The organism is Cutibacterium sp. LaCa_255 (genome assembly GCF_057458005.1).
The window spans coordinates 87,412-106,898 of the sequence record NZ_CP190956.1 but is presented as its reverse complement, the minus strand read 5'-3'; the positions used below and the strand labels follow the sequence as shown (position 1 = coordinate 106,898).

Below are 19,487 nucleotides of genomic sequence, written 5' to 3'. Positions count from 1 at the left end.
GCGAAAAGCCCGGCGCAGGTGTCCGAAACTGGCGCAGCTGGAAAGAGAGGGTCCCCGGGGAACCCTGATTCCCCGGGGACCACGAGTGGGTCAGAGCGACATCACATCGTGGACTCGACCCTGTCAGCGATACCAGCGTCGATATTGCGCCAGTAGGTCAGGGTGTTGCCAATGACCGGCTCCTCCATGTCGAAGTTCGTCAGCAGGTCGACGAGGGTCTCCACCAATTCGTCGCGCTCCTGATCGGAGAAGACGTCACGGACCAGGGTGTGGGCCTGGCCGAAGTCATCATCCTCGGCGTGCAGGGTCTGGGCGGCACGAACGAGCTCACCGTCGGTCTCCCAGGTGGCCTCCGAGCTGGCGCGGTAACCGCTGGCGTAGTTGCGGCCGTAGGAGTTCGGGGCGTAGGTCGGGGCCGATCCGGCATGCTCGTAGGTCATCTGGCCGTCGAAGGCGTACTGATTCGTCACGACGGTCGGACGGTTCACGGGAAGCTGCTCGTAGTTGACGCCCAGACGGTTGCGGGCGGCATCGTTGTAGGCGAAGGCGCGGCTCAACAACATACGGTCGGGCGAGAGGCCGGTGCCCTCGACGGTGTTGGACGGGGAGAAGGCCGCCTGCTCGATCTCGGCGAAGAAGTTCTCCGGGTTGCGGTCCAGGGTGAACCTGCCGATGGTGTGCAGCGGGTAGTCCTTGTGTGGCCACACCTTGGTGATGTCGAAGGGGTTGAAGCGGTAGTCCTTGGCATCGTCGTAGGGCATCAACTGCACCTTGACGGTCCAGGACGGGTGGTCGCCGTCAGCAATGTGATTGAACAGATCCTCGCGGTGGATGTCCGGGTGATCCCCGACGACGGCCTTGGCCTGGTCGGCGGTCATGGTGTGGACGCCCTGGTCGCTGATGAAGTGGTACTTCACCCACGTGATCTTCCCCTCGGCGTTCACCCACGAGTAGGTGTGCGAGGAGTAGCCGTTCATGGTGCGGTAGCTGAGCGGAATGCCTCGCGGGCCCATGAGGTAGGCGACCTGGTGGGCCGACTCCGGGGAGAGGCTCCAGTAGTCGTACATCATGTTGGGGCTGCGCAGGCCAGAGTTTGGCAGGCGCTTCTGTGAGCGAATGAAGTGGGGGAACTTCATCGGGTCACGCATGAAGAACACCGGGGTGTTGTTGCCAACCATGTCGAAGTTACCTTCGTCGGTGTAGAACTTCAGCGAGAATCCACGGACGTCACGCCACGTGTCGGGGCTACCGAGCTCACCGGCGACCGTGGAGAAGCGGGCCAGCATCGGGGTCTCCTTGCCTCTCTGCAGGAAACCGGCCTTGGTGTACTCCGAGACGTCAGCGGTGGTCTCGAAGTGTCCGAAGGCCCCCGACCCCTTGGCATGTGGCTTGCGCTCGGGGATGTTCTCGCGGTTGAAATGGGCCAAGGTGTCAACCAGGTGGGCGTCGTGCAGCAGCACCGGGCCGTCGGCACCGACGGTCAGGGAGTATTCGTCGCTGGGCGCGGGGGAACCGTTCGTATTGGTTGACGGCTTACTGGGATCAATGGGCATGACGACTTCTCCGGATAGGTCGAGTGCTTCCTTCCACATTGCCCCTTGGCACGGTCACTTCCAAGCAAATGACGCCATCCGTGAAAGCACCTGCGAAGGCCCTGGCAATAGGGCCGCAGTTGCCCGACGATGGGAGTATGAGCGACGTCATCGTCACCAAGAACGACCAGCAGTCACGCTACGAGTCTCATATCAACGGTGAGCTCGCCGGATTCGCAGAATTTCGCCGCGAGGGGGACGTTGTCGTCATGCCTCACACCGAGGTCTTCGACGCCTTCGGCGGCAAGGGGGTTGGCAGCGCCCTGGCGCGATCTACCCTCGACGACATCGCCTCCCAGAACCTGACGGTACGACCGGACTGCACCTTCATCAGGGGATGGCTGGACAAGCACCCCGATCACCCGGTGAACGTTATCTAAAGGTGTGTGGGTGGGACCAAGCCTTTTCCAAGACTCAGCCCCCACACGCTCTCACACTGGAGACTTCGACGGATTGTGCAAGGGCGGCATTCATCCGACTGCGAGCATCATCGCGTGTCAGCGACGCTCAGACACGAATGTCCGGGGATCCTCCGGGAGACCGCGGTCGCTCGGCTCGTAAGTGCGTCCGGAGTATCGAGGGTGAAGGAAGTTCTGGGCCGACATGATCTCATCCAGCCTTTCCTCGGGGATTAGAGCGCGTTTGAGGACGACATCACGAACTGATTTTCCGGTGCGGGCAGCCTCCTCGCCAATGAGATCTCCCTGATGGTGTCCAATCACATCGTTCAGGTAGGTCAAAATGCCAATGGAATTGGTGACATGCTTTCGGCACCGCTCCGCATTTGCAGTGATTCCGTCAATGCATTTGCTACGCAAGGTGCCACAGGCATTGATCAGACGGTGGATGGACTCGAACATTGCTTGTGACAGAGCCGGTTCCATCACATTGAGTTCCAGCTGGCCAGCTTCGACAGCGAAGCAGAAGGTGACATCGTTTCCGAATACCTTGAAACAGATCTGGTTAACGACCTCGGGAATGACCGGATTCACCTTGGCCGGCATGATGGACGATCCTGCCTGCATCTCTGGAAGGTTGATTTCCTTGAGCCCAGCCCTTGGTCCCGATGAGAGCAGTCTCAAATCGTTGCAGATCTTGGAGATCTTCGCCGCCAGGCGTTTGATGATGGAATGGACAGCAATGTAGGCGCCGTTGTCGTAGGACGATTCCATGAGGTTAGTGGAGGGACGAATCGGGTACCCGGTCACCTTGGCCAGCTTCTCTGCGGCAAGTTCGGCATATCCATCTGGGGTGTTGATCCGAGTGCCGATGGCAGTGCCGCCCAGGTTGACCTCTACGAGAAGATCGCTTCCGACATCAAGCCGGTCCAGTTCAGCACGGATGTTGTGCACGTACCCGTCAAACTCCTCACCCAGAGTCATGGGAACAGCATCCTGCAACTGGGTGCGTCCCATCTTCAGTACATCGGCAAATTCCTTGGCCTTGGCATCGAAACTATCTGCAAGGTCGGCGACGGCTCGTTTCACCCCCTCCAGCAGGGCGTACACCCCCAAGCCGGAACCCGGTGGCGTAGGCGTCATTGGTCGACTGGGACTTGTTGACGTCATCGTTGGGGTGGATGACATCATAGACACCCTTCGGGTATCCCAACATTTCGAGAGCCAGGTTGGCGATGACCTCGTTGGTGTTCATGTTGATCGAGGTTCCCGCTCCTTCTTGGAAGGAATCGGTCGGGAATTGGTCCATGCAGCGCCCATCATCCAAGATCGCATCGCATGCGGCGACGATAGCGTCAGCGACATCACTCGGCAGAACCTTCAACTGCTTGTTCGTCAGAGCTGCTGCCTTCTTCACCTGAACCATCCCACGAATGAAGTCAGGCTCGTCGTTCATGCATCCACGTGACATTTGGAAATTCTCTAGAGCACGCAATGTATGGATTCCATAGTAGTACTGATTCGAGATTTCCCGTTTCCCAAGAAGGTCCTCTTCAATCCGCCCCCAGTCACCTTTACTCCTAACCACGATATTATTTTTATCTAGACTCACATGCCCATCCTTCGACACCATATATAATAATTGGAGTCATTGAAGGCAAGGAACTAATTTCACGCAAGTCAGGAAAATGACACTACACAGATACATGGATTAGTCATCATTTCAAACATGACACAACCGCAAATCGCAAATTAGCACAGAATTAGTAGTGATATGTCCACCTCTCCATGGACACCAAATATATATCATGCTAACACCCCTCCGCATGCTGGACGACCTGACTCCCGACGAGCGCAAGATCACCATGTCTGCACACCCTGAACCATGATCCCGAGAGCCCCGCTTGCTCCTGCCATCCCCGGTAGGACAAGTAGAAAAAACCTCGGCGCACGTAGTATTTTGAGGAGTCGATCATCGAAAAGAGGACTCCCCAGTGCCCACTTCCTCCGTCGGATCGCGCCGAGCCTGGCTCATGGTCGGGGCCGGAATCTCCCTGTTGGCGGGCCTTGACGGCGCCTTGTTACTCCTTGGCGTCTGGTCCCCGGTGCTGTCGTCACGGCTGTCGGACTGGCACGGACCCCTCATGGTGCTCGGCTTCGTCGGCACCGTCATCTGCCTGGAACGGGCAGTCGCCCTGGGGAAGAGACCTGGCTACCTCGTTCCGTTGATCTCGGGGCTTGGCGTGATCGTCCTCCTCGTGCCCCTCACGCCTCCCCGGTTCGGCCTGACCCTGCTCACCCTGGCACAGCTCGGTCTGCTGGGCATTTATGTCCCGCTGTGGAAACGCAACCAGGACGACGCCACCGTCATCCAGATTGCCGGCGCCTTCTGCGCCGCCGGTGCAGCCGCTCTGCTCACCTCAGGGGCCGACGTCCCTGACGTCATCGGATGGCTTGCCTGCTACCTCATCCTGACGATCTGCGGCGAGAGGCTGGAACTCTCCCGTCTGACGATGACTCGCAATCGCGCCCTCCCAGCTCTGTGTCTGACCGTCGTGGCCGCTCTCTTCGTCTCGGTCGCCAGCCCCCAGATCGGGTACCGACTGCTCGGACTCGTCCTCATTGCTCTGGCGGTGTGGCTGTGCCGTAACGACGTCGCCCGCGGCGAACTGAAGCGTGGCGGGCAGTCGGCCTACATTGGCCTGTTGCTCATGATCGGTTACCTGTGGCTCGGTCTGGCTGGTCTGATCTGGACGATCAATGGCCTCCTCACCACCGGACGGGCCTATGACGCCGTCGTCCACTCAGTCTTCCTCGGATTCACGATGGGGATGATCCTCGGCCACGCCCCGATCATCCTCCCCGCGGTACTACGCGTCAGACTGAGCTGGACGACGTGGTTCTGGCTGCCGGCCTTCCTCCTGGAGACCTCCCTGCTGGTGCGCATCGGCATCGGTGACGCCTTGAATCGTCCCACCGCGGTGCAGGCGGGCGGTGTCGTCAACGTGCTGAGCCTGCTGACCCTGGTGGCCGTTGTGGCCACCCATGTTCGTTCGCGAAGTCGACCCGACACCCACCCGAAGCCTGCAACCCCACACACGACACTCCCCCTCAGGAGGGACCATGGCCGAGATCACGTCCGCGTCGGCCGGCCGCAAGCCGGACACGAACAAGCGCAGCTGGCACCGCAAGGCGTCCCGTCCGGTCTCCGGGTGGCTGGCGGCCCTGCTCATCGTGGCGATCGTGAACCGGTGGATCCCGCAGTCGCGCTGGCTGTTGGTCCACATGGTCACCCTAGGCGTCGCAACGACCTCGATCATGGTGTGGGGCCAGTACTTCACCGAGGCGATCCTGCACAACAACCTCACCGAGGCTGATCGCAGTCGTCAGGTCTTGCGCATCCGTCTGCTGACGGCAGGCATCATCGTCACCTGTGTCGGCATGGTGGCGGACTGGCCGTGGGTGACGGTCGTAGGAGCGGTGATCGTCGGCTCGATGCTCACCTGGTACGCCTTTGACTTGGGCCATCAGGTTCGCCACGCCCTCCCCGGCCGTTTCGACTCCACGGTGAGGTTCTACTGCGCGGCCGCCTGCCTGCTGCCCCTGGGAGCGACCCTCGGTGCGATCATGGCCTTCTCCCCGGTAGAGCCGTGGCGAACCCGTCTGCTCGTCGCCCACCAGGCCCTCAACCTGCTCGGATTCGTCGGTCTGACCGTCGTCGGCACCCTCATCACCTTGTGGCCAACCGTGCTGCGCACCAAGATGCAACCCGCCCAAGATCGCCACGGCAGGTACTCCCTGTACGTCATGATGGCCGCGGTCGCCGTCACCACCGTCAGCGCCCTGTGCGGGCTGTGGTGGCTCGCTGCCATCGGCGTCACTGCCCACATCATCGGCGTCTGCATCGTGCTCGGAGATCTCGTGGCCTGTGCCGTCCACAAGCCGCCGCGTGACTTCCCCGGATTCACCATGGGGGCGGCCATCTGCTGGATGCTGGTGTGGCTCGTCTGGCTGGCCTGGAAACTCGCTTCCAAGGGCACCGGGCTGCTGGCTGACGACATCTTCACCCTCTCGGTGCCCGTCATCGTCGGTTTCCTGCTCCAGCTCCTCATCGGCGCCATGAGCTATCTCATGCCGATGGTCATGGGTGGCGGGCCGAAGATCGTCCGGGCGACCAATGCCAAAATGCACGCCTTCGGCGCGCTGCGAGCCACCATCACCAATGCCGGGCTGTTGCTGTGGGTGCTCGCCATGGGCGCCTGGACTCGTCGCCTCGGCATGGTGATGGCCGTCGTCGGACTGGCCACCTTCCTGCCTGCCACCGCAGCGATGGTGCGCACCGGCGTCCCCTTGCTCAAGGAGAAGGGACGCCAGATGGCGGCTCGGGCGGCCACCCCTGCCGAGAGGGGGGAAACCCCTGGGGCCTCCCCCGAGAGGGCAGCCGTCTCCCCTGCTGCCAAGCCGACAGCCACCACATCCACCGAATCCGACGCCCCGAGCAGTTCCGCCGTCACCGGCATCACGCCCAAGACCGTCGACCCGGCTCCCACCGCTCCGACTGATCGCCGCTCCTTCGTCGGAGCCTTTGCCGGCGCTGCCACCGCCCTGACGGCAGCCGCCGTTGGTCACCGTCTGGACCAGAACGCACCCGCCGATGACGCCGACGGCCCGGCCGCGGTGGTCGGGAAGGTCTCCCCCACCGGCCACACCACGACAGTCAGCATCACTGCCGAGGGCATGAAGTACCACCCGAGCACCATCAGCGTCCCCGCCGGTGACGAGCTCGTCGTCGAGATCACCAACAAGGACCCCAACCAGGTCCACGACCTGCAGTTCGCCAATGGCGCCCATTCACCACGCCTGGATCCCGGGGCCCACGCCACCGTCAAGGCCGGGGTCATCACCGGTCCGACCGAAGGCTGGTGCACCATCGTCGGCCACAAGTCGATGGGCATGGTGCTCAAGGTTCAGGTCAGTGGCATGCCAGGAGGTGCCGAACACGACAACCACATGGGTTCGACCAATCCTCGCCGCAAGATCGACCTCACCGAGTCTCCTGGCAAGGGATTCACGACCCGTGACGCCGTCGTCCCCCCGCTGCTGGCCGGACGCGTCCACACGATGACCTTGACCGCGAAGGAATCCGTGCAGGAGATCGCCCCGGGGACGACCATCGACGCCATGACCTACAACGGTCGCTACATGGCGCCGGTCATCCACGCCCGAATCGGCGACGAGATGCGGATACACCTGGTCAACAGGGGGACGATGGGTCACTCCCTGGACTTCCACGCCGGTACCGTCTCCCCTGACGAGGTGATGCGCACCATTGCCCCGGGCCATGAACTGGACTACAACTTCACCCTTCACCGCGCCGGAATCTGGCTCTACCACTGCTCCACCATGCCGATGTCGGCCCACATCGCGGCTGGCATGTTCGGTGCCGTCATCGTCCCCCCGCATGACCTGCCGCGCGCCGATCGCGAGTACTACCTGGTGCAGTCGGAGACCTACCTCAGCGAGCACAACGGGGCCGAGGTCGACACGGGCAAGATCGCCAACGAGACCCCGGACCTGACGATGTTCAACGGTCACGCCAACCAGTACGTCTTCGAGCCACTGAAGGCCAAGGTCGGTGAGCGGGTACGCATCTGGGTGCTGGCAGCCGGCCCGAGTCGCGGCTGCTCCTTCCACGTCGTCGGCACCCAGTTCGACACCGTGTTCAAGGAGGGCGCCTACACCCTCAGGCGTGGCAATCCGGAGGGCGGTGGCTGCCAGGCTCTCGACCTGTCCAGTGCCCAGGGTGGCTTCGTCGAGATGGTCTTCGAGGAACCGGGTCATTACACCTTCGTCAACCACTCCTTCGTGGAAATGGAACGCGGCGCTCGGGGAATCATCGAGGTGACGGCATGAGTCGACGTGACAACGACACAAGTCTGGTTGACCCCGGGTCCGAGAAGAGGATCGACGAGGTCGCGGACGCCCTGCAGAGGCGTGGCGGCTCTGCCACCAGTGCGGAAGTAGCTGCTGACTTGGGGATTCACCCCTCGACGGCACGGTTCCACCTCGATCGTCTCGTCGAGCAGGGGCGCGTCGAGACGACCCGCCAGCACCGGACCACTCGGGGCCGACCCCACACCGTCTTCACCCTCGTCAACGACGAGGGACCGCGTGCCTACCGACTGCTGGCCCAGATGCTCGTCGAGGAGGTTGCCACCAGCGACGATCCGGCAGGGACCGCCACGCGTATCGGTCAGCGCTGGGGGCATCATCGCCCCGGCAACCTCGTCGCCGTCCTCGACGAGATGGGCTTCTCCCCCGCCCCCGAGGATGAGGGAATCGTGCTTCGACACTGTCCTTTCCTCGACCTGGCCCTCGGTCACCCGCAGGTGGTCTGTGCCCTGCACTGCGGGGTCGTCGAGGGTGTGACGGGGAAGACGGCAACCATTGACGCCAACCCAGGGGGAAAGTGCGTGATCCACACCGCAGCCTGAAGGACGGCAGGCAGACGAATGCCCCTGGCCGAGGCCAGGGGCATCACAACTCAGTCGCCGAGGCCCGTTCCGACCTCGCGAGCTGCCTCGACCCACGGATGGTCGGAGGGCACGTACTTGACCTTGCCGGCGACCTCCTTGAGCGGAACGGTCATCGTGTCCCCGCCCTTGGCAGCCACCATGACGCCGAACTCACCGTCGTCGACGAGCTTGGCTCCCATGGTTCCCAGGCGAGTGGCGAGCAGCCGGTCATGGGCACACGGGATGCCGCCGCGCTGCACGTAGCCGAGGATGGAGACTCGCGATTCCAGCCCGGTGGCCTCCTCGAGCTGGGTCGCCAGCTTGAGGGTGTTGTCGCGCATCGAGTGCTCGAGGTCCTTCTTGGCCTTCTTGGCAGCGGCCTTCGTCTCTGGGGTCTTCGAGGAATCGACGAGGGCCTGGGCCCCAGCCATCGCAGCGGAGTCGGCCTCGTCGCGGGCTCCCTCGGCCACCGCGATCACGGAGAAGTTGAGGCCCTGCTTCCGGCGCCTCTCCACCGCCTCGACGATGGAGTCAACCTTGTAGGGCACCTCGGGCAGCAGAATGACGTCGGCGCCGCCGGCGATGCCAGACCCCAGGGCGAGCCAGCCAGCACGGTGGCCCATGATCTCGGCCAGGATGATGCGGTGGTGGGAGTGGGCGGTGGAGTGCAGCCGATCGATCGCCTCCGTGGCGATCTCGAGGGCCGTCGAGAAACCGAAGGAGTCATCGGTGCCGACAATGTCGTTGTCAATGGTCTTGGGCAGGTGCAGGACGTTGAGCCCGGCCTTGGCAAGCTTGTAAGCATTCTTGGAAGTACCACCGCCACCCAGGGTGACCAGCGCGTCGAGTCCGAGCTTCTCGTAGTTCTCGACGATGGTGGGGACCATGTCCTTTTCCTCACCATCAATGATCATGCGATTGACCTTGTCACGGCTGGTTCCGAGAATGGTTCCGCCGACCGTCAGGATGCCGGAGAGGGCGCGCGGATCCAGGGTGATCGTCCGATTCTCGGCCAGCCCGAGGAAGCCGTCCTGAATACCGATCAGCTCCATGTCGTGCTGCCGAATGGCTGCCTTGCCAAATCCACGGATCGCGGCATTGAGACCTGGGCAGTCACCACCAGCGGTGAGGATGCCGACCTTCTTCTTCTTGGACATGACGACTCCTGATCTGTGTCGGGTGTGCTCCATCCTCCCACGGATGGCGTCCTCACCAGGCCTGCCGGAGACAAGGATCCGTCCTGATTCCGCAGACTATTAAGCTGAATGGCTTAACACCGATATAATTGAGGCATTAGCCTCAAGTACTGACGAGGGAGACGTGATCATGCTCGCCTGGGTGATCCTGGCCGATCAGCTCGAAAGCCGCAGTCATGACGACGAGGTCCCCACTCTCCTGGACTCCCTCACCTCCCCGGGACTCCTCGTCAGCCCGACGGATTACCGCGTCGGCACGCCACACTGGACCCTTCCACCAGAACGCACGTCCGGGGACGAGGTCCAGGCCCTCTCGACCGACCCTGCCACCCTCATCCATGCGCTGTGGACAGCCGGTTGCGGGCCGTGGCGAATCGGCCTCGCCCATGACGAGGTCGTCACTCCGCTGCCAGATTCCACGAGAGCTGCACGCGGACCGGCATACGTCAAAGCCCGTCAGGCCATCGAGGAGTGCAGACGCCGTCGCGCAGGTGTCCAGGTGGCCACTGACGGGACCGACGCCATGCGACGGTTCTCCCAGGTGGCCAGTGTCGTCGTCGACCTGGCACGCGGACTGCGGCCAGCCTCTCGCGACATCGTCGCGTCCTACGATCTGTCCATGACCAGTGAGGAGACCGCACGAGCCCTGGGTATCAGCACTTCAGCCGTCAGCCAACGTCTCACCCGTGCCCGCTGGGAGTACCTGGTGCAGACTCGCCAACTCGCCGTCGATCTGGCCCGGGATGTGCAATGACCATCGCCATGAGGATCGCGGCCGTCCTCGTCGTCATCACCGCGGTGTGGGCCGGGAAGTACGTCGTCTCCCTGGTCTTCCACGCTGCCGGGATCCACACCGACGGTGACAAGGGTCTGCTGCGTGGCGGGCTGTGGATCGGCTATCTGGAGAGACTCGGCATCGTCACCGCCATTCTCACCGGATATCCAGCCGGCATCGCCGTCATTCTCGGCGTCAAGACCCTCGCCCGCTATGCCGAACTGAAATCCCAACCCACTCCGGGTACCGGGGCTCAGGAGGCCAACGAGGAATCCAGTGCGGCCATCGAGCAGTTCATCATCGGGACGATGACATCGGCCTTGTGGGCCGTCCTGCTGGCCCTGGCCACCAAGGCCCTGTGGCGCTGATCTCCCCTCACCGACGTCAAGGGTCCCGAGGCGCGAGCCTCGACACGCGAGGAGATGGAGAAGCCGGGCCACCCCTGGGCAGCCCGGCTACCGCCGTCGTCAGTCAGCCGACGCTCGCTCAGTCGATCGGAGCCGGATCCAGCTTCCACACCTGCTCGGCGTAGTCGCGAATGGTGCGGTCCGAGGAGAACCGGCCGGACTTGGTGATGTTCACCCACGCCTTGCGGGCCCAACCGCGAGCATCGGCGTGGTCGGCAGCCATGGCGTCCTTGACGGTGCGGTAGGACTCGAAGTCGCCGAGCACGTAGTAGACGTCGGGGCCCTCCCAGCCGGGCTCCATGAGGCTCTGACGCAGGTCGTGGAACCAGCCGGACCCGTTGTCGTCGAGGGTGCCGTCGGTCAGCGCGTCGATGACTCGCTTGAGACCAGGCACGTTCTCGTACTGCCAGCGCGGGTCGTACCCGCGCTTGAGGGAGGGCAGTTCCTCCTCGGTGGCACCGAAGATGTAGGCGTTCTCGTCACCGACGGCGTCAAGGATCTCGACGTTGGCGCCGTCCAGGGTGCCCAGGGTGAGCGCGCCGTTCATCATGAACTTCATGTTCGAGGTGCCCGAGGCCTCCTTGCCGGCCATCGAGATCTGCTCGGAGACGTCGGCGGCCGGGATGATGTGCTCGGCCGGGGAGACGTTGTAGTTGTGGATGAAGACGACCTTGATACGGCCGTTGATGTCCTCGTCGTTGTTGACCAGGCGAGCCACCTCGTTGATGAATTTGATGATCGCCTTGGCACGGATGTAGCCGGGAGCGGCCTTGGCGCCGAAGACGAAGACGCGCTTCGGGACGTCGAGGGTCGGGTCGTCCTTGAGACGGAAGTACAGATCCAGCACGTAGAAGGCGTTGAGCAGCTGGCGCTTGTACTCGTGCAGACGCTTGATCTGAACGTCGAAGATGGCATCCGGATCGATCTCGACGCCTTCGCGCTCGGCCACCCAGACCGCGAAGTCGACCTTGTTGGCGTGCTTGATCTCATTGATGCGGTCGTAGACCGAGTCGTCCACGGAATCGGTGTGGTTGGCGAGCACCGAGAGGTCCTTGACCCAGGCGTCGGACCCGGTGACCTCGGTCAGCAGGGTTGCCAGACGCGGGTTGCACTGGTTGAGCCAGCGACGCGGCGTGACGCCGTTGGTCTTGTTGTTGAACCGCTCCGGCCAGATCGCGTGCCACTCCTTGAGGGTCTCGCGCTTGATGATCTCGGTGTGCAGGGCGGCGACACCGTTGATCGAGTAGGAGGCATAACAGGCGATCCACGCCATCCGCACCTGGTTGCCCGAGACCGGAGCCATGTACTCGATGGTCTGGCCGTCGAGGCCGCGCTTGCCCATGTCCTCACGGAAGCGACGATCGATCTCGCGGACGATCTCGGAGATGCGCGGGAAAATGCGATCGAAGATCTGCATCTCCCACTTCTCGAGGGCCTCGGCCAGAACGGTGTGGTTGGTGTAGGCGAAGGTGTGGGTGACGATGTCCCAGGCCTCGTCCCAGCCCATGCCGTGCTCGTCGAGCAGGATGCGCATGAGCTCGGGGATGGACAGCACAGGATGGGTGTCGTTGAGCTGGATCGAGTTGTACTTGGCGAAGTCCGTCATGTCCTCGCCGTGGTGCTTGACGTAGTTGTCGACGATCTCCTGCAGGGAGGCCGAGCAGAAGAAGTACTGCTGACGGACCCGCAGCACCTTGCCCTCGAAGGTGGTGTCGTTGGGGTACAGCACACGCGAGATGTCGGAGGTGCGCTCCCGCTCGACGATGGCGTCGGTGAAGCGCTGGGAGTTGAAGGCCTGGTAGTCGAACTGCTCCATCGGCTCGGCCTTCCACAACCGCAGGGTTCCGACGTTGCGAGTTCCGTAACCGGTGATCGGCATGTCGTGGGGGATGGCACGCACCCACATGTCGGCGTAGCGGACGATGCGCTGCTGCTCCTCGCGGCGGATGACGAAGGGGTAGCCCTCCTCCATCCACGGGTCCGGGTGCTCGGTCTGGAAACCGTTGTCGAAGAGCTGCTTGAACAGGCCGTAACGGTAGAGGATGCCGTAGCCGGTAACGGGCAGTTCCAGGGTGGCGCAGGAGTCGAGGAAGCAGGCGGCCAGACGACCGAGGCCACCGTTGCCAAGGGCTGCGTCCGGCTCCTGCTCGAGCACCTGGGACAGGTCGATGCCGAAGCTGGCCAGGGCCTCCCGGGTCTCGTCGACCAGGCCGAGGTTCGACAGGTTATTGAGCAGGGCTCGTCCCATGAGGAACTCGGCGGAGAAGTAGTGCTCCTGACGTCCTGCCTTGTAGACGGCGTCAGTGGCCTCCCAATCGTCGGCAATGCGGCCCACGACGGAGGCTGACAGCCCCTGCCACACCTCCATGGGGGTCGACGCGGTGACGGTGCGTCCCGAGGTGGATCGCACCTGGAATGCGATTGCTGAAGCCAGATCCTGAGTCATGTGCCCTTCCTTGGTTGGGAGGATCGCCGCACGGCGGCTGGTACATCCAGGTCAGACTATCGCGAACCTGATGTATTCCCCGGAGCGCGACCGATCCCTCCGTGGAACCCCGGCCCTCGTTTGCCGATGAGGACGAAACCAGCCCACCCGAGCAGCACCGCGACGACAACGACCGGAACACCCAGTGCCCCGGCACGGGTCAGCTCCAGGGCGAAGGCGACCGCGAACAGGGGGGCACGCTGGGTCATGGACAGCACACAACCGGCTCCCACAATGGCCATCATCGTGACCTGGGAGGGGGAATCAATTCCCGCCGCTGCCGCGATGAGAGTGCCGATGAGAGCACCGGATGCCAGGGACGGGGTGAGCAGACCGCCGGCAGCGCCGGACCTCAGAGCCACCGTGGTGGCGAGGATCTTCCCGACGAGCAGAATCGCCAACGTGGCCGGGGCGACGGGGTGGGCCAGTACCAGATTGACGATGACCTGACCGTTTCCGACCACCTGGGGAGCCATGAGGGCGATGGCCGTCACTCCGATCGATCCGAGCGGCACCGTCCACCACAGTCGGGAGGTCACCGGGACGCGACGTTTCATCTCCCCGAAGAGCACGCCCATCCCTGCTCCGATGGGGGTGGCTACTGCGACGAGGAGGACGATCCATCCCAGACCGGAGGGGGTGACCTCGGCCACCGGGGAGCGGTAAATGGGCCGATCATGGTTGAAGATCCAGGCCGTCACCGTCGAGAGCACCGAGATGACGACGGCAATCCCAACCTGTCCCCAACCGCGCCGGGTGCGCAGGTCGGGACGCACCGTCAGTTCCAAGGCATAGAGGGCACCGGCGACCGGCACGTTGTAGACCGACGCCAAACCAGCCCCGGCGGCACTGGCCAACAGCACTCGTCTCGTCGAGCCGTCAACGCGGAATCCGTCGGACAGCCCCTGGGCGGCCAGGGCAGCCATCTGACGAGGCGCGGCCTCTCGGCCCAGGGAGCTTCCCGACCCGACGACGACGAGCTGGGCCAGGGCGTCAACGATGGTTTCGATCGGCCGCAAACGTTTCGGGGAGTCGATGTCAACAGCCTGGCGTACCGAGATGATCGAACCTGACGGACGCGGACGCAACCACCACCACGTCAGGCCCGCGATGACAGCGCCCGCGATCGGGGCGACCAACCGTCGCCACATGACGACCCCGCCGACGCCGGTCGTCGAGGAGGAGAAGGGAGCACCGAAGGCACAGGCCTCGATGAGGTGGGACAGCTCGCCGATGAGGCCACCGATGAGTCCGGACACCAGCCCTGTCAGGACGACGGCGGCGATGAGTCGGAGACGTGAGGTGCCCACCCGGCAGACGCTACCGTCCCACCCTCGAGATCATGTCCTTTGAGTCACGCCGGAAGAGCGACGTAGATCGTCTCCAGGAATTCCTCAATGCCCTGGTAGGAACCTTCTCGGCCCAGACCGGACTCCTTGACGCCACCAAATGGGGCAGCCGCGTTGGAGAAGACACCGAGATTGGCACCGATCATGCCGGTCTCCAGCTTCTGACCCATCCGCAGGATTCGGGCGGTGTCGCCGGTGAAGACGTAACCGGCCAGTCCGACGGGGACGGAGTTGGCGATGGCCAGGGCCTCGTCCTCGGTGCTGAAGGTGGTGATCGGGGCGATCGGTCCGAAGATCTCGGTCTGCATGATCTCGGCATCGGCGGACACCCCGGAGAGCACCGTCGGCGGGTAGAACCAGCCCTTGCCCGCAGGGATCTCGCCGCCGCAGTGAACAGTCGCACCGGCCTTGACCGCGGAACGAACCAGGCCGTCGACCTTCTCACGATCCTTCTCGGTGATCATCGGGCCGACCTCGGACTTCTCGTCCAGGCCATCCCCGACGGTGAGGCCGGACATCATCTCTACCATCCGGTTGGTGAACTCCTCGGCCACCGACTCGTGGACGATGAACCGGTTGGCAGCGATGCAGGCCTCTCCCATGTTGCGCATCTTGGCTCCCCTGGCACCGGCAATGGCCTGGTCGAGGTTAGCGTCGTCGAAGACGATGAATGGAGCGTTGCCGCCCAACTCCATCGAGGTGCGCAGCACGTGCTTGGCTGCCTTCTCCAACAGGTTGACGCCAACCCCGGTGGATCCGGTGAAGGAGAGCTTGCGCAGCCGCGGGTCCTCCAGGATGGCGTCCGTGACGGCGTGGTCACGACCGGTGATGACATTGACGACCCCGGCGGGAAGACCGGCGTCGACGAGGGTCTTGGCGAAGAGCAGGGTGGTCAGCGGGGTGGCCGAGGCCGGGCGGATGACCACCGTGCAGCCGGCGGCAAGAGCCGGGGCGATCTTGCGGGTGGCCATGGCCAGCGGGAAGTTCCACGGGGTGATGAACAGGCACGGGCCGACGGGCCGCTTGGTGACGAGCTGGCGGATCTTGCCCTCCGGGAGCAAGCCGTAGTCACCGCGAATGCGCACTGCCTCCTCGGAGAACCAGCGCAGGAACTCCCCGCCGTAGGTGACCTCTCCGTAGGACTCGGCCAGCGGCTTGCCCATCTCGAGGGTCATGAGCTTGGCGAAGTCGTCCTTGCGCTCGGTGACGAGCTCGAAGGCCTTGCGCAGGATCTCGCTGCGCTCACGCGGGGAGGTGTCGGCCCAGGATTCCTGGGCACGGACGGCGGCGTCGAGGGCGTCGGTGCCCTGGTCGACGGACGCATCGGCGATGGCGACGAGTGACTTCTCGGTGGAGGGGTCGAGGACGTCGAAGGTGCGGGACGCCTCGGCGTCCACCCATTCTCCGTCAATGAGCAGCTGAGAGGGCAGATCTGATGGGAGCGAGCGGTCGTTGGTCGTCATGAACCCACCCTACGACGGGGTTTCGACGCTTTGAGGGAGTTCGGTGTTCACGGGGAGGGGAACACGGCCGGCACCACCGACAATCACAGGACGGTTACTTGAACAGCGCCACTCGGGTGTCGACCGAGATGAGTGCACACTTTGTAGACGTCGTCCAGGATTCCCGGAGACAGCACGGCCGATGGCGCACCCGCTGCCACACATGTGCCCTTCGACATCAGTACAAGGGTGTCGCAGAATCGTGCGGCCAGATTGATGTCGTGAAGTGCCACCACCACCGTCGACCTGAGGCGCCGCGACAGCTCCATCACCTTGAGTTGATGATGAATGTCAAGGTGGTTCGTCGGTTCATCCATGATCAGCAGGCCGGTCTGCTGCGCCAGCGCCCTCGCGATTGTCACCCGCTGCCGTTCTCCTCCAGAAATCCGTGAGAATGTCGACGTCGCGAGATCTCCAACCTCCATAAGCTCCATGGCTGCGCCGCACAGGGCAAGGTCGCCCTCGCTCAGCGACCGCCACGACTTCTTGTGAGGTGTCCTCCCCATCCGGACGATTTCCCCGCACGTCAGCGGGAACTCCGCGGGAGTCTCTTGGAGAACCACCGAAATGTGCCGGGAGGACCACTTCGTGTCTCGCGCCCAGACATCGACACCATCGACGGTCACCGTCCCCTTCGTAGGGCGTCTCGAGTGGAAGATTGAGCGCAGCATCGTCGACTTGCCGCTCCCATTGGGGCCGAGGATCCCCACCACCTGACCGGGGTGGGCGACGAAGTCGACATCCTGGACGATGTGGCGCCCCTCGATGTCGACACCCAGGCCCGCGACCACCAGTTCTGCACCACTGACGATCATGACGTCTCCCCCAAGGTGCGTCGCAACAGGAACAGGAAGAATGGAGCCCCGACAAGCGCGGTCACAATACCTACCGGCAATTCCTGCGGCTCAATGGCCATCCGCGCCCCAACATCCGCCAGCACGGTGAAAATCGCACCCAGAAGCAGTCCTACGGGAAGGGTTCGGCGGTGATCTGCGCCAACCAGCATCCTCGTAATGTGCGGCATCACCAGGCCGACGAATCCTATGACGCCACACACCGCAACTGTCACACCGACAATTGCAGCTGCCACAACGAACATCCAGGTTCGGAACCGATCAACGTCCAGGCCGAGAGAACCCGCTGTCCCTTCCCCACCAAGAAGGAGGTTGAGATTTGACGCCTCAGCCAGGCATAAGAGCATTCCCACAGCGAGGACGAGGGTGGGGACGGGAAGGTTCTCCCACTTGGCGGCCCCGAAGCCTCCGAGACTCCAAAAGAGGACTTGCGACGCCAGTTGCGGATCCGGGGAGGTCAGAACCATGAAGTTGTTGACTGCCGACAACAGGGCCGAAACCGCCATGCCGGTGAGAACCAACGTTCCTGCAGAAAGGGTTTGCCTCCGTCTGGCGATCACCAAGACGAGTAGAAGCGTCAGGAACGCGCCTGCGAACGCGGCCAACCCGAGAGAGACCGCACCACCGAGGAGCAGACCAAACCGCATGACGGTAATGGCTCCGGTTGCAGCTCCCGACGACACGCCGAGCACCGTGGGGCTCGCCAGTGGGTTGCGAAGCAGCGCCTGCACGACTGTGCCGACAGTGGTCAGCGCCATCCCTGCGACTGCCGCCAGGAGCACACGAGGAAGCCGGACATCAGCAACGATCCTGTCGATCGACGCAGTCCAATCAACGGTGACGACACCTGCCGGCAGAGCCCGGTGCGCAACGACCTTCCATACTTGGACGAAGGGAACATGAACCGAGCCAATTGACAGCGCGAGTCCCAGGACAAGAATCAACGTGACGGCCAGTACGGACAAGACTATGACCAGGTGTCCACGATGCGAATCGCCACGCCACCTGTCTTCCCCGACAGATGCCGACTCGGATGGAAGGGCATTGAGGACAGCAACGAGTTCGTCCTGCCGTTTCACAGCCGTGGATGACTCATCAATGCCACCACGTGCACCCATCATCAGCCGTGGAACTGCTTGGCAAGCTGCTCGATACCTTCAGCCGAACGCGGGCCGGGCTGTGCCAACGAGAGACTGATCACCGGGAAGGCATTGTTCTTGACGGCCTTGGTGTCCTTCAGTGCCGGAATTGACTTCAACGTCTTGATCTTCTGATCGACACTCGGGGTCTTGTAGTCGTAAATCAGAATCATGTCTGGATCAGCCTTTGCAACCTGCTCCCACGACATCTTTCCCCACCGCAGCGGTTCATTCGCGAAGATGTTCTCGCCTCCCGCCGCATCGATCATCACCGATGCATAGGCCCACCCACCAACTGTCGTCGGGGCGTCCTCACCTGAGTTGTAGAGGAACACCTTGGGGCGCTCCTTCCCCTTCACGGACTTCTTGACGGCATTGACCTTGTCGTTGAACTTTCGAATCGATGCCTCAGCTCGGTCATTCACATCGAAGATCTGGCCGATGGTCCTGATCTCCTTGGTCTCATCATCCAAGGCCTTGACCTCATTGGTGCATCCCACAGGGCTGAGATGCGTCTTGATCCCCATCTTCTGTAGGTCTTTCCGGGTGTGACCGTTGCTCCTTGAGAAACCGTCCGGGTACCCGGAATACACGAAATCAGGATTTACGGACAAAAGCTTCTCCATGGAAGGCTGCCCAGCGGCCAAAACCGACACCGAGTCGTAGGCCTCCTTGTATTGGGCACCGATGGGGCGAGTGCGTTGGTACGCCGTCCCGACCATGCTCTTCTCCAGCCCTAGCTCGAGCATCGTCTCAGTCGCCGTTGACGTCAATGTCACTGCGCGCGTCGGGGCGGAATCGAACGTCTGCTTCACCCCACAGCTCTCCACCGTCAGCGGGTATGACGTGTGCCCGGCCTTCGAACCGGTTGCGTGGGACGACGCCGTCGAGGCGTTCTGCTCCGTGACGGCGCTCCCACAACCAGCCATGAATGAGACAGGAATCACTAATGCAGCGACAAGAGCGACCCTCCGCGTGTACCTTCGCGCCATCGCAATGGTCCTTCCGTTCCGTTCCCACGCCAACGGTCACAGATGGGCCCCACGTAAGGGTTTCCAACCAAAAGCCATGACGCGAGCTTGTGTCGAGTGGATTTTCATCGGCAGGTCTTCGGACTGGGGTTCAACCCGTTTCAGCACCTTCCCAGGCCTCACTGGCCCAGTGGCATACGCCGAGACGGTCACCGTCACCGCTGCGCGTCAGCCCCGGAATCACACCGGAGTTCCCTCACACCCATTTAGGTTACCGATACACATACCTTATCAATGAAGACCT

The 19,487-nt window shown here is 62.9% G+C and carries 13 protein-coding genes, 2 pseudogenes and 1 riboswitch; of the genes and pseudogenes, 6 read left to right on the top strand and 9 right to left on the bottom strand.

Annotation, left to right across the window (positions count from 1 at the left end; translation table 11 throughout):
* Nucleotides 1-101: 101 nt before the first annotated feature.
* Nucleotides 102-1,553: a catalase gene (locus tag ACP8ML_RS00455; protein WP_117188264.1), complete on the bottom strand. Its 1,452-nt coding sequence runs from the start codon at nucleotides 1,551-1,553 to the stop codon at nucleotides 102-104.
* A gap of 137 nt (nucleotides 1,554-1,690) precedes the next feature.
* Here ACP8ML_RS00455 and ACP8ML_RS00450 point away from each other — a divergent pair, with 137 nt between their 5' ends.
* On the top strand, nucleotides 1,691-1,972 hold the full coding sequence (locus ACP8ML_RS00450) for a GNAT family N-acetyltransferase (protein WP_117188268.1): 282 nt from the start codon (nucleotides 1,691-1,693) through the stop codon (nucleotides 1,970-1,972).
* Nucleotides 1,973-2,089: 117 nt separating this feature from the next.
* Here the strand turns inward: ACP8ML_RS00450 and aspA are convergent.
* A pseudogene (aspA, locus tag ACP8ML_RS00445) lies at nucleotides 2,090-3,578 on the bottom strand (aspartate ammonia-lyase).
* 445 nt (nucleotides 3,579-4,023) lie between these two features.
* Between aspA and ACP8ML_RS00440 the strand changes: the two are divergent.
* The 3 genes and pseudogenes from ACP8ML_RS00440 to ACP8ML_RS00430 all read left to right on the top strand — a co-directional run.
* Nucleotides 4,024-5,127, top strand: a pseudogene (locus tag ACP8ML_RS00440) (hypothetical protein); the annotation flags it as partial.
* On the top strand, nucleotides 5,114-7,903 hold the full coding sequence (locus ACP8ML_RS00435) for a multicopper oxidase domain-containing protein (RefSeq protein ID WP_117188270.1): 2,790 nt from the start codon (nucleotides 5,114-5,116) through the stop codon (nucleotides 7,901-7,903). The pseudogene ACP8ML_RS00440 and the gene ACP8ML_RS00435, both read left to right, overlap by 14 nt.
* Nucleotides 7,900-8,484, top strand: a complete 585-nt coding sequence (locus ACP8ML_RS00430) for a helix-turn-helix transcriptional regulator (RefSeq protein ID WP_117188272.1) — start codon at nucleotides 7,900-7,902, stop codon at nucleotides 8,482-8,484. The genes ACP8ML_RS00435 and ACP8ML_RS00430 overlap by 4 nt, the downstream gene beginning before the upstream one ends.
* A 50-nt stretch (nucleotides 8,485-8,534) precedes the next feature.
* On the opposite strand, the gene ACP8ML_RS00425 is transcribed toward ACP8ML_RS00430, so the two are convergent.
* Nucleotides 8,535-9,662 (bottom strand): 6-phosphofructokinase, encoded by a 1,128-nt coding sequence (locus ACP8ML_RS00425; protein ID WP_249361146.1) that lies wholly within the window; start codon nucleotides 9,660-9,662, stop codon nucleotides 8,535-8,537.
* A 169-nt stretch (nucleotides 9,663-9,831) separates the two neighbouring features.
* Between ACP8ML_RS00425 and ACP8ML_RS00420 the strand changes: the two genes are divergently transcribed.
* Together ACP8ML_RS00420 and ACP8ML_RS00415 are read left to right on the top strand one after the other, a co-directional pair.
* Complete coding sequence (locus tag ACP8ML_RS00420) at nucleotides 9,832-10,455, top strand: sigma factor-like helix-turn-helix DNA-binding protein (RefSeq protein WP_065673070.1); 624 nt, start codon at nucleotides 9,832-9,834, stop codon at nucleotides 10,453-10,455.
* Nucleotides 10,452-10,844, top strand: coding sequence for a hypothetical protein (locus ACP8ML_RS00415; protein WP_065672962.1), 393 nt, complete (start codon nucleotides 10,452-10,454; stop codon nucleotides 10,842-10,844). Before ACP8ML_RS00420 ends, ACP8ML_RS00415 begins: the two co-directional genes overlap by 4 nt.
* 118 nt (nucleotides 10,845-10,962) lie before the next feature.
* On the opposite strand, the gene ACP8ML_RS00410 is transcribed toward ACP8ML_RS00415, so the two are convergent.
* The 6 genes from ACP8ML_RS00410 to ACP8ML_RS00385 form a co-directional block, all read right to left on the bottom strand.
* A complete protein-coding gene (locus tag ACP8ML_RS00410; protein ID WP_117188274.1) occupies nucleotides 10,963-13,329 on the bottom strand; it encodes a glycogen/starch/alpha-glucan phosphorylase in 2,367 nt (788 codons plus the stop codon).
* A gap of 56 nt (nucleotides 13,330-13,385) precedes the next feature.
* On the bottom strand, nucleotides 13,386-14,678 hold the full coding sequence (locus tag ACP8ML_RS00405; RefSeq protein ID WP_117188276.1) for a chloride channel protein: 1,293 nt from the start codon (nucleotides 14,676-14,678) through the stop codon (nucleotides 13,386-13,388).
* 44 nt (nucleotides 14,679-14,722) lie between these two features.
* Entirely contained in the window at nucleotides 14,723-16,180 is a 1,458-nt protein-coding gene (locus tag ACP8ML_RS00400; RefSeq protein ID WP_065672959.1) for an NAD-dependent succinate-semialdehyde dehydrogenase, read from the bottom strand.
* Nucleotides 16,181-16,263: 83 nt separating this feature from the next.
* Nucleotides 16,264-17,034: an ABC transporter ATP-binding protein gene (locus ACP8ML_RS00395; protein WP_065672958.1), complete on the bottom strand. Its 771-nt coding sequence runs from the start codon at nucleotides 17,032-17,034 to the stop codon at nucleotides 16,264-16,266.
* The gene (locus ACP8ML_RS00390) at nucleotides 17,031-18,194 is read right to left on the bottom strand and encodes a FecCD family ABC transporter permease (protein WP_065672957.1); all 1,164 of its coding nucleotides are present in this window, start codon (nucleotides 18,192-18,194) and stop codon (nucleotides 17,031-17,033) included. The genes ACP8ML_RS00395 and ACP8ML_RS00390 overlap by 4 nt, the downstream gene beginning before the upstream one ends.
* On the bottom strand, nucleotides 18,194-19,027 hold the full coding sequence (locus ACP8ML_RS00385) for an ABC transporter substrate-binding protein (protein WP_462553326.1): 834 nt from the start codon (nucleotides 19,025-19,027) through the stop codon (nucleotides 18,194-18,196). The genes ACP8ML_RS00390 and ACP8ML_RS00385 overlap by 1 nt, the downstream gene beginning before the upstream one ends.
* Before the next feature lie 269 nt (nucleotides 19,028-19,296).
* Nucleotides 19,297-19,477: riboswitch (cobalamin riboswitch) on the bottom strand.
* Nucleotides 19,478-19,487 lie beyond the last annotated feature (10 nt).

What these genes read in the sequence shown, in the direction of transcription:
- ACP8ML_RS00410 (WP_117188274.1), bottom strand. Translation starts at nt 13,329, where the DNA reads ATGACTCAGGATCTGGCTTCAGCAATCGCATTCCAGGTGCGATCCACC.
- ACP8ML_RS00425 (WP_249361146.1), bottom strand. Translation starts at nt 9,662, where the DNA reads ATGTCCAAGAAGAAGAAGGTCGGCATCCTCACCGCTGGTGGTGACTGC.
- ACP8ML_RS00395 (WP_065672958.1), bottom strand. Translation starts at nt 17,034, where the DNA reads ATGATCGTCAGTGGTGCAGAACTGGTGGTCGCGGGCCTGGGTGTCGAC.
- ACP8ML_RS00430 (WP_117188272.1), top strand. Translation starts at nt 7,900, where the DNA reads ATGAGTCGACGTGACAACGACACAAGTCTGGTTGACCCCGGGTCCGAG.
- ACP8ML_RS00400 (WP_065672959.1), bottom strand. Translation starts at nt 16,180, where the DNA reads ATGACGACCAACGACCGCTCGCTCCCATCAGATCTGCCCTCTCAGCTG.
- ACP8ML_RS00415 (WP_065672962.1), top strand. Translation starts at nt 10,452, where the DNA reads ATGACCATCGCCATGAGGATCGCGGCCGTCCTCGTCGTCATCACCGCG.
- ACP8ML_RS00435 (WP_117188270.1), top strand. Translation starts at nt 5,114, where the DNA reads ATGGCCGAGATCACGTCCGCGTCGGCCGGCCGCAAGCCGGACACGAAC.
- ACP8ML_RS00455 (WP_117188264.1), bottom strand. Translation starts at nt 1,553, where the DNA reads ATGCCCATTGATCCCAGTAAGCCGTCAACCAATACGAACGGTTCCCCC.
- ACP8ML_RS00450 (WP_117188268.1), top strand. Translation starts at nt 1,691, where the DNA reads ATGAGCGACGTCATCGTCACCAAGAACGACCAGCAGTCACGCTACGAG.
- ACP8ML_RS00420 (WP_065673070.1), top strand. Translation starts at nt 9,832, where the DNA reads ATGCTCGCCTGGGTGATCCTGGCCGATCAGCTCGAAAGCCGCAGTCAT.
- ACP8ML_RS00390 (WP_065672957.1), bottom strand. Translation starts at nt 18,194, where the DNA reads ATGATGGGTGCACGTGGTGGCATTGATGAGTCATCCACGGCTGTGAAA.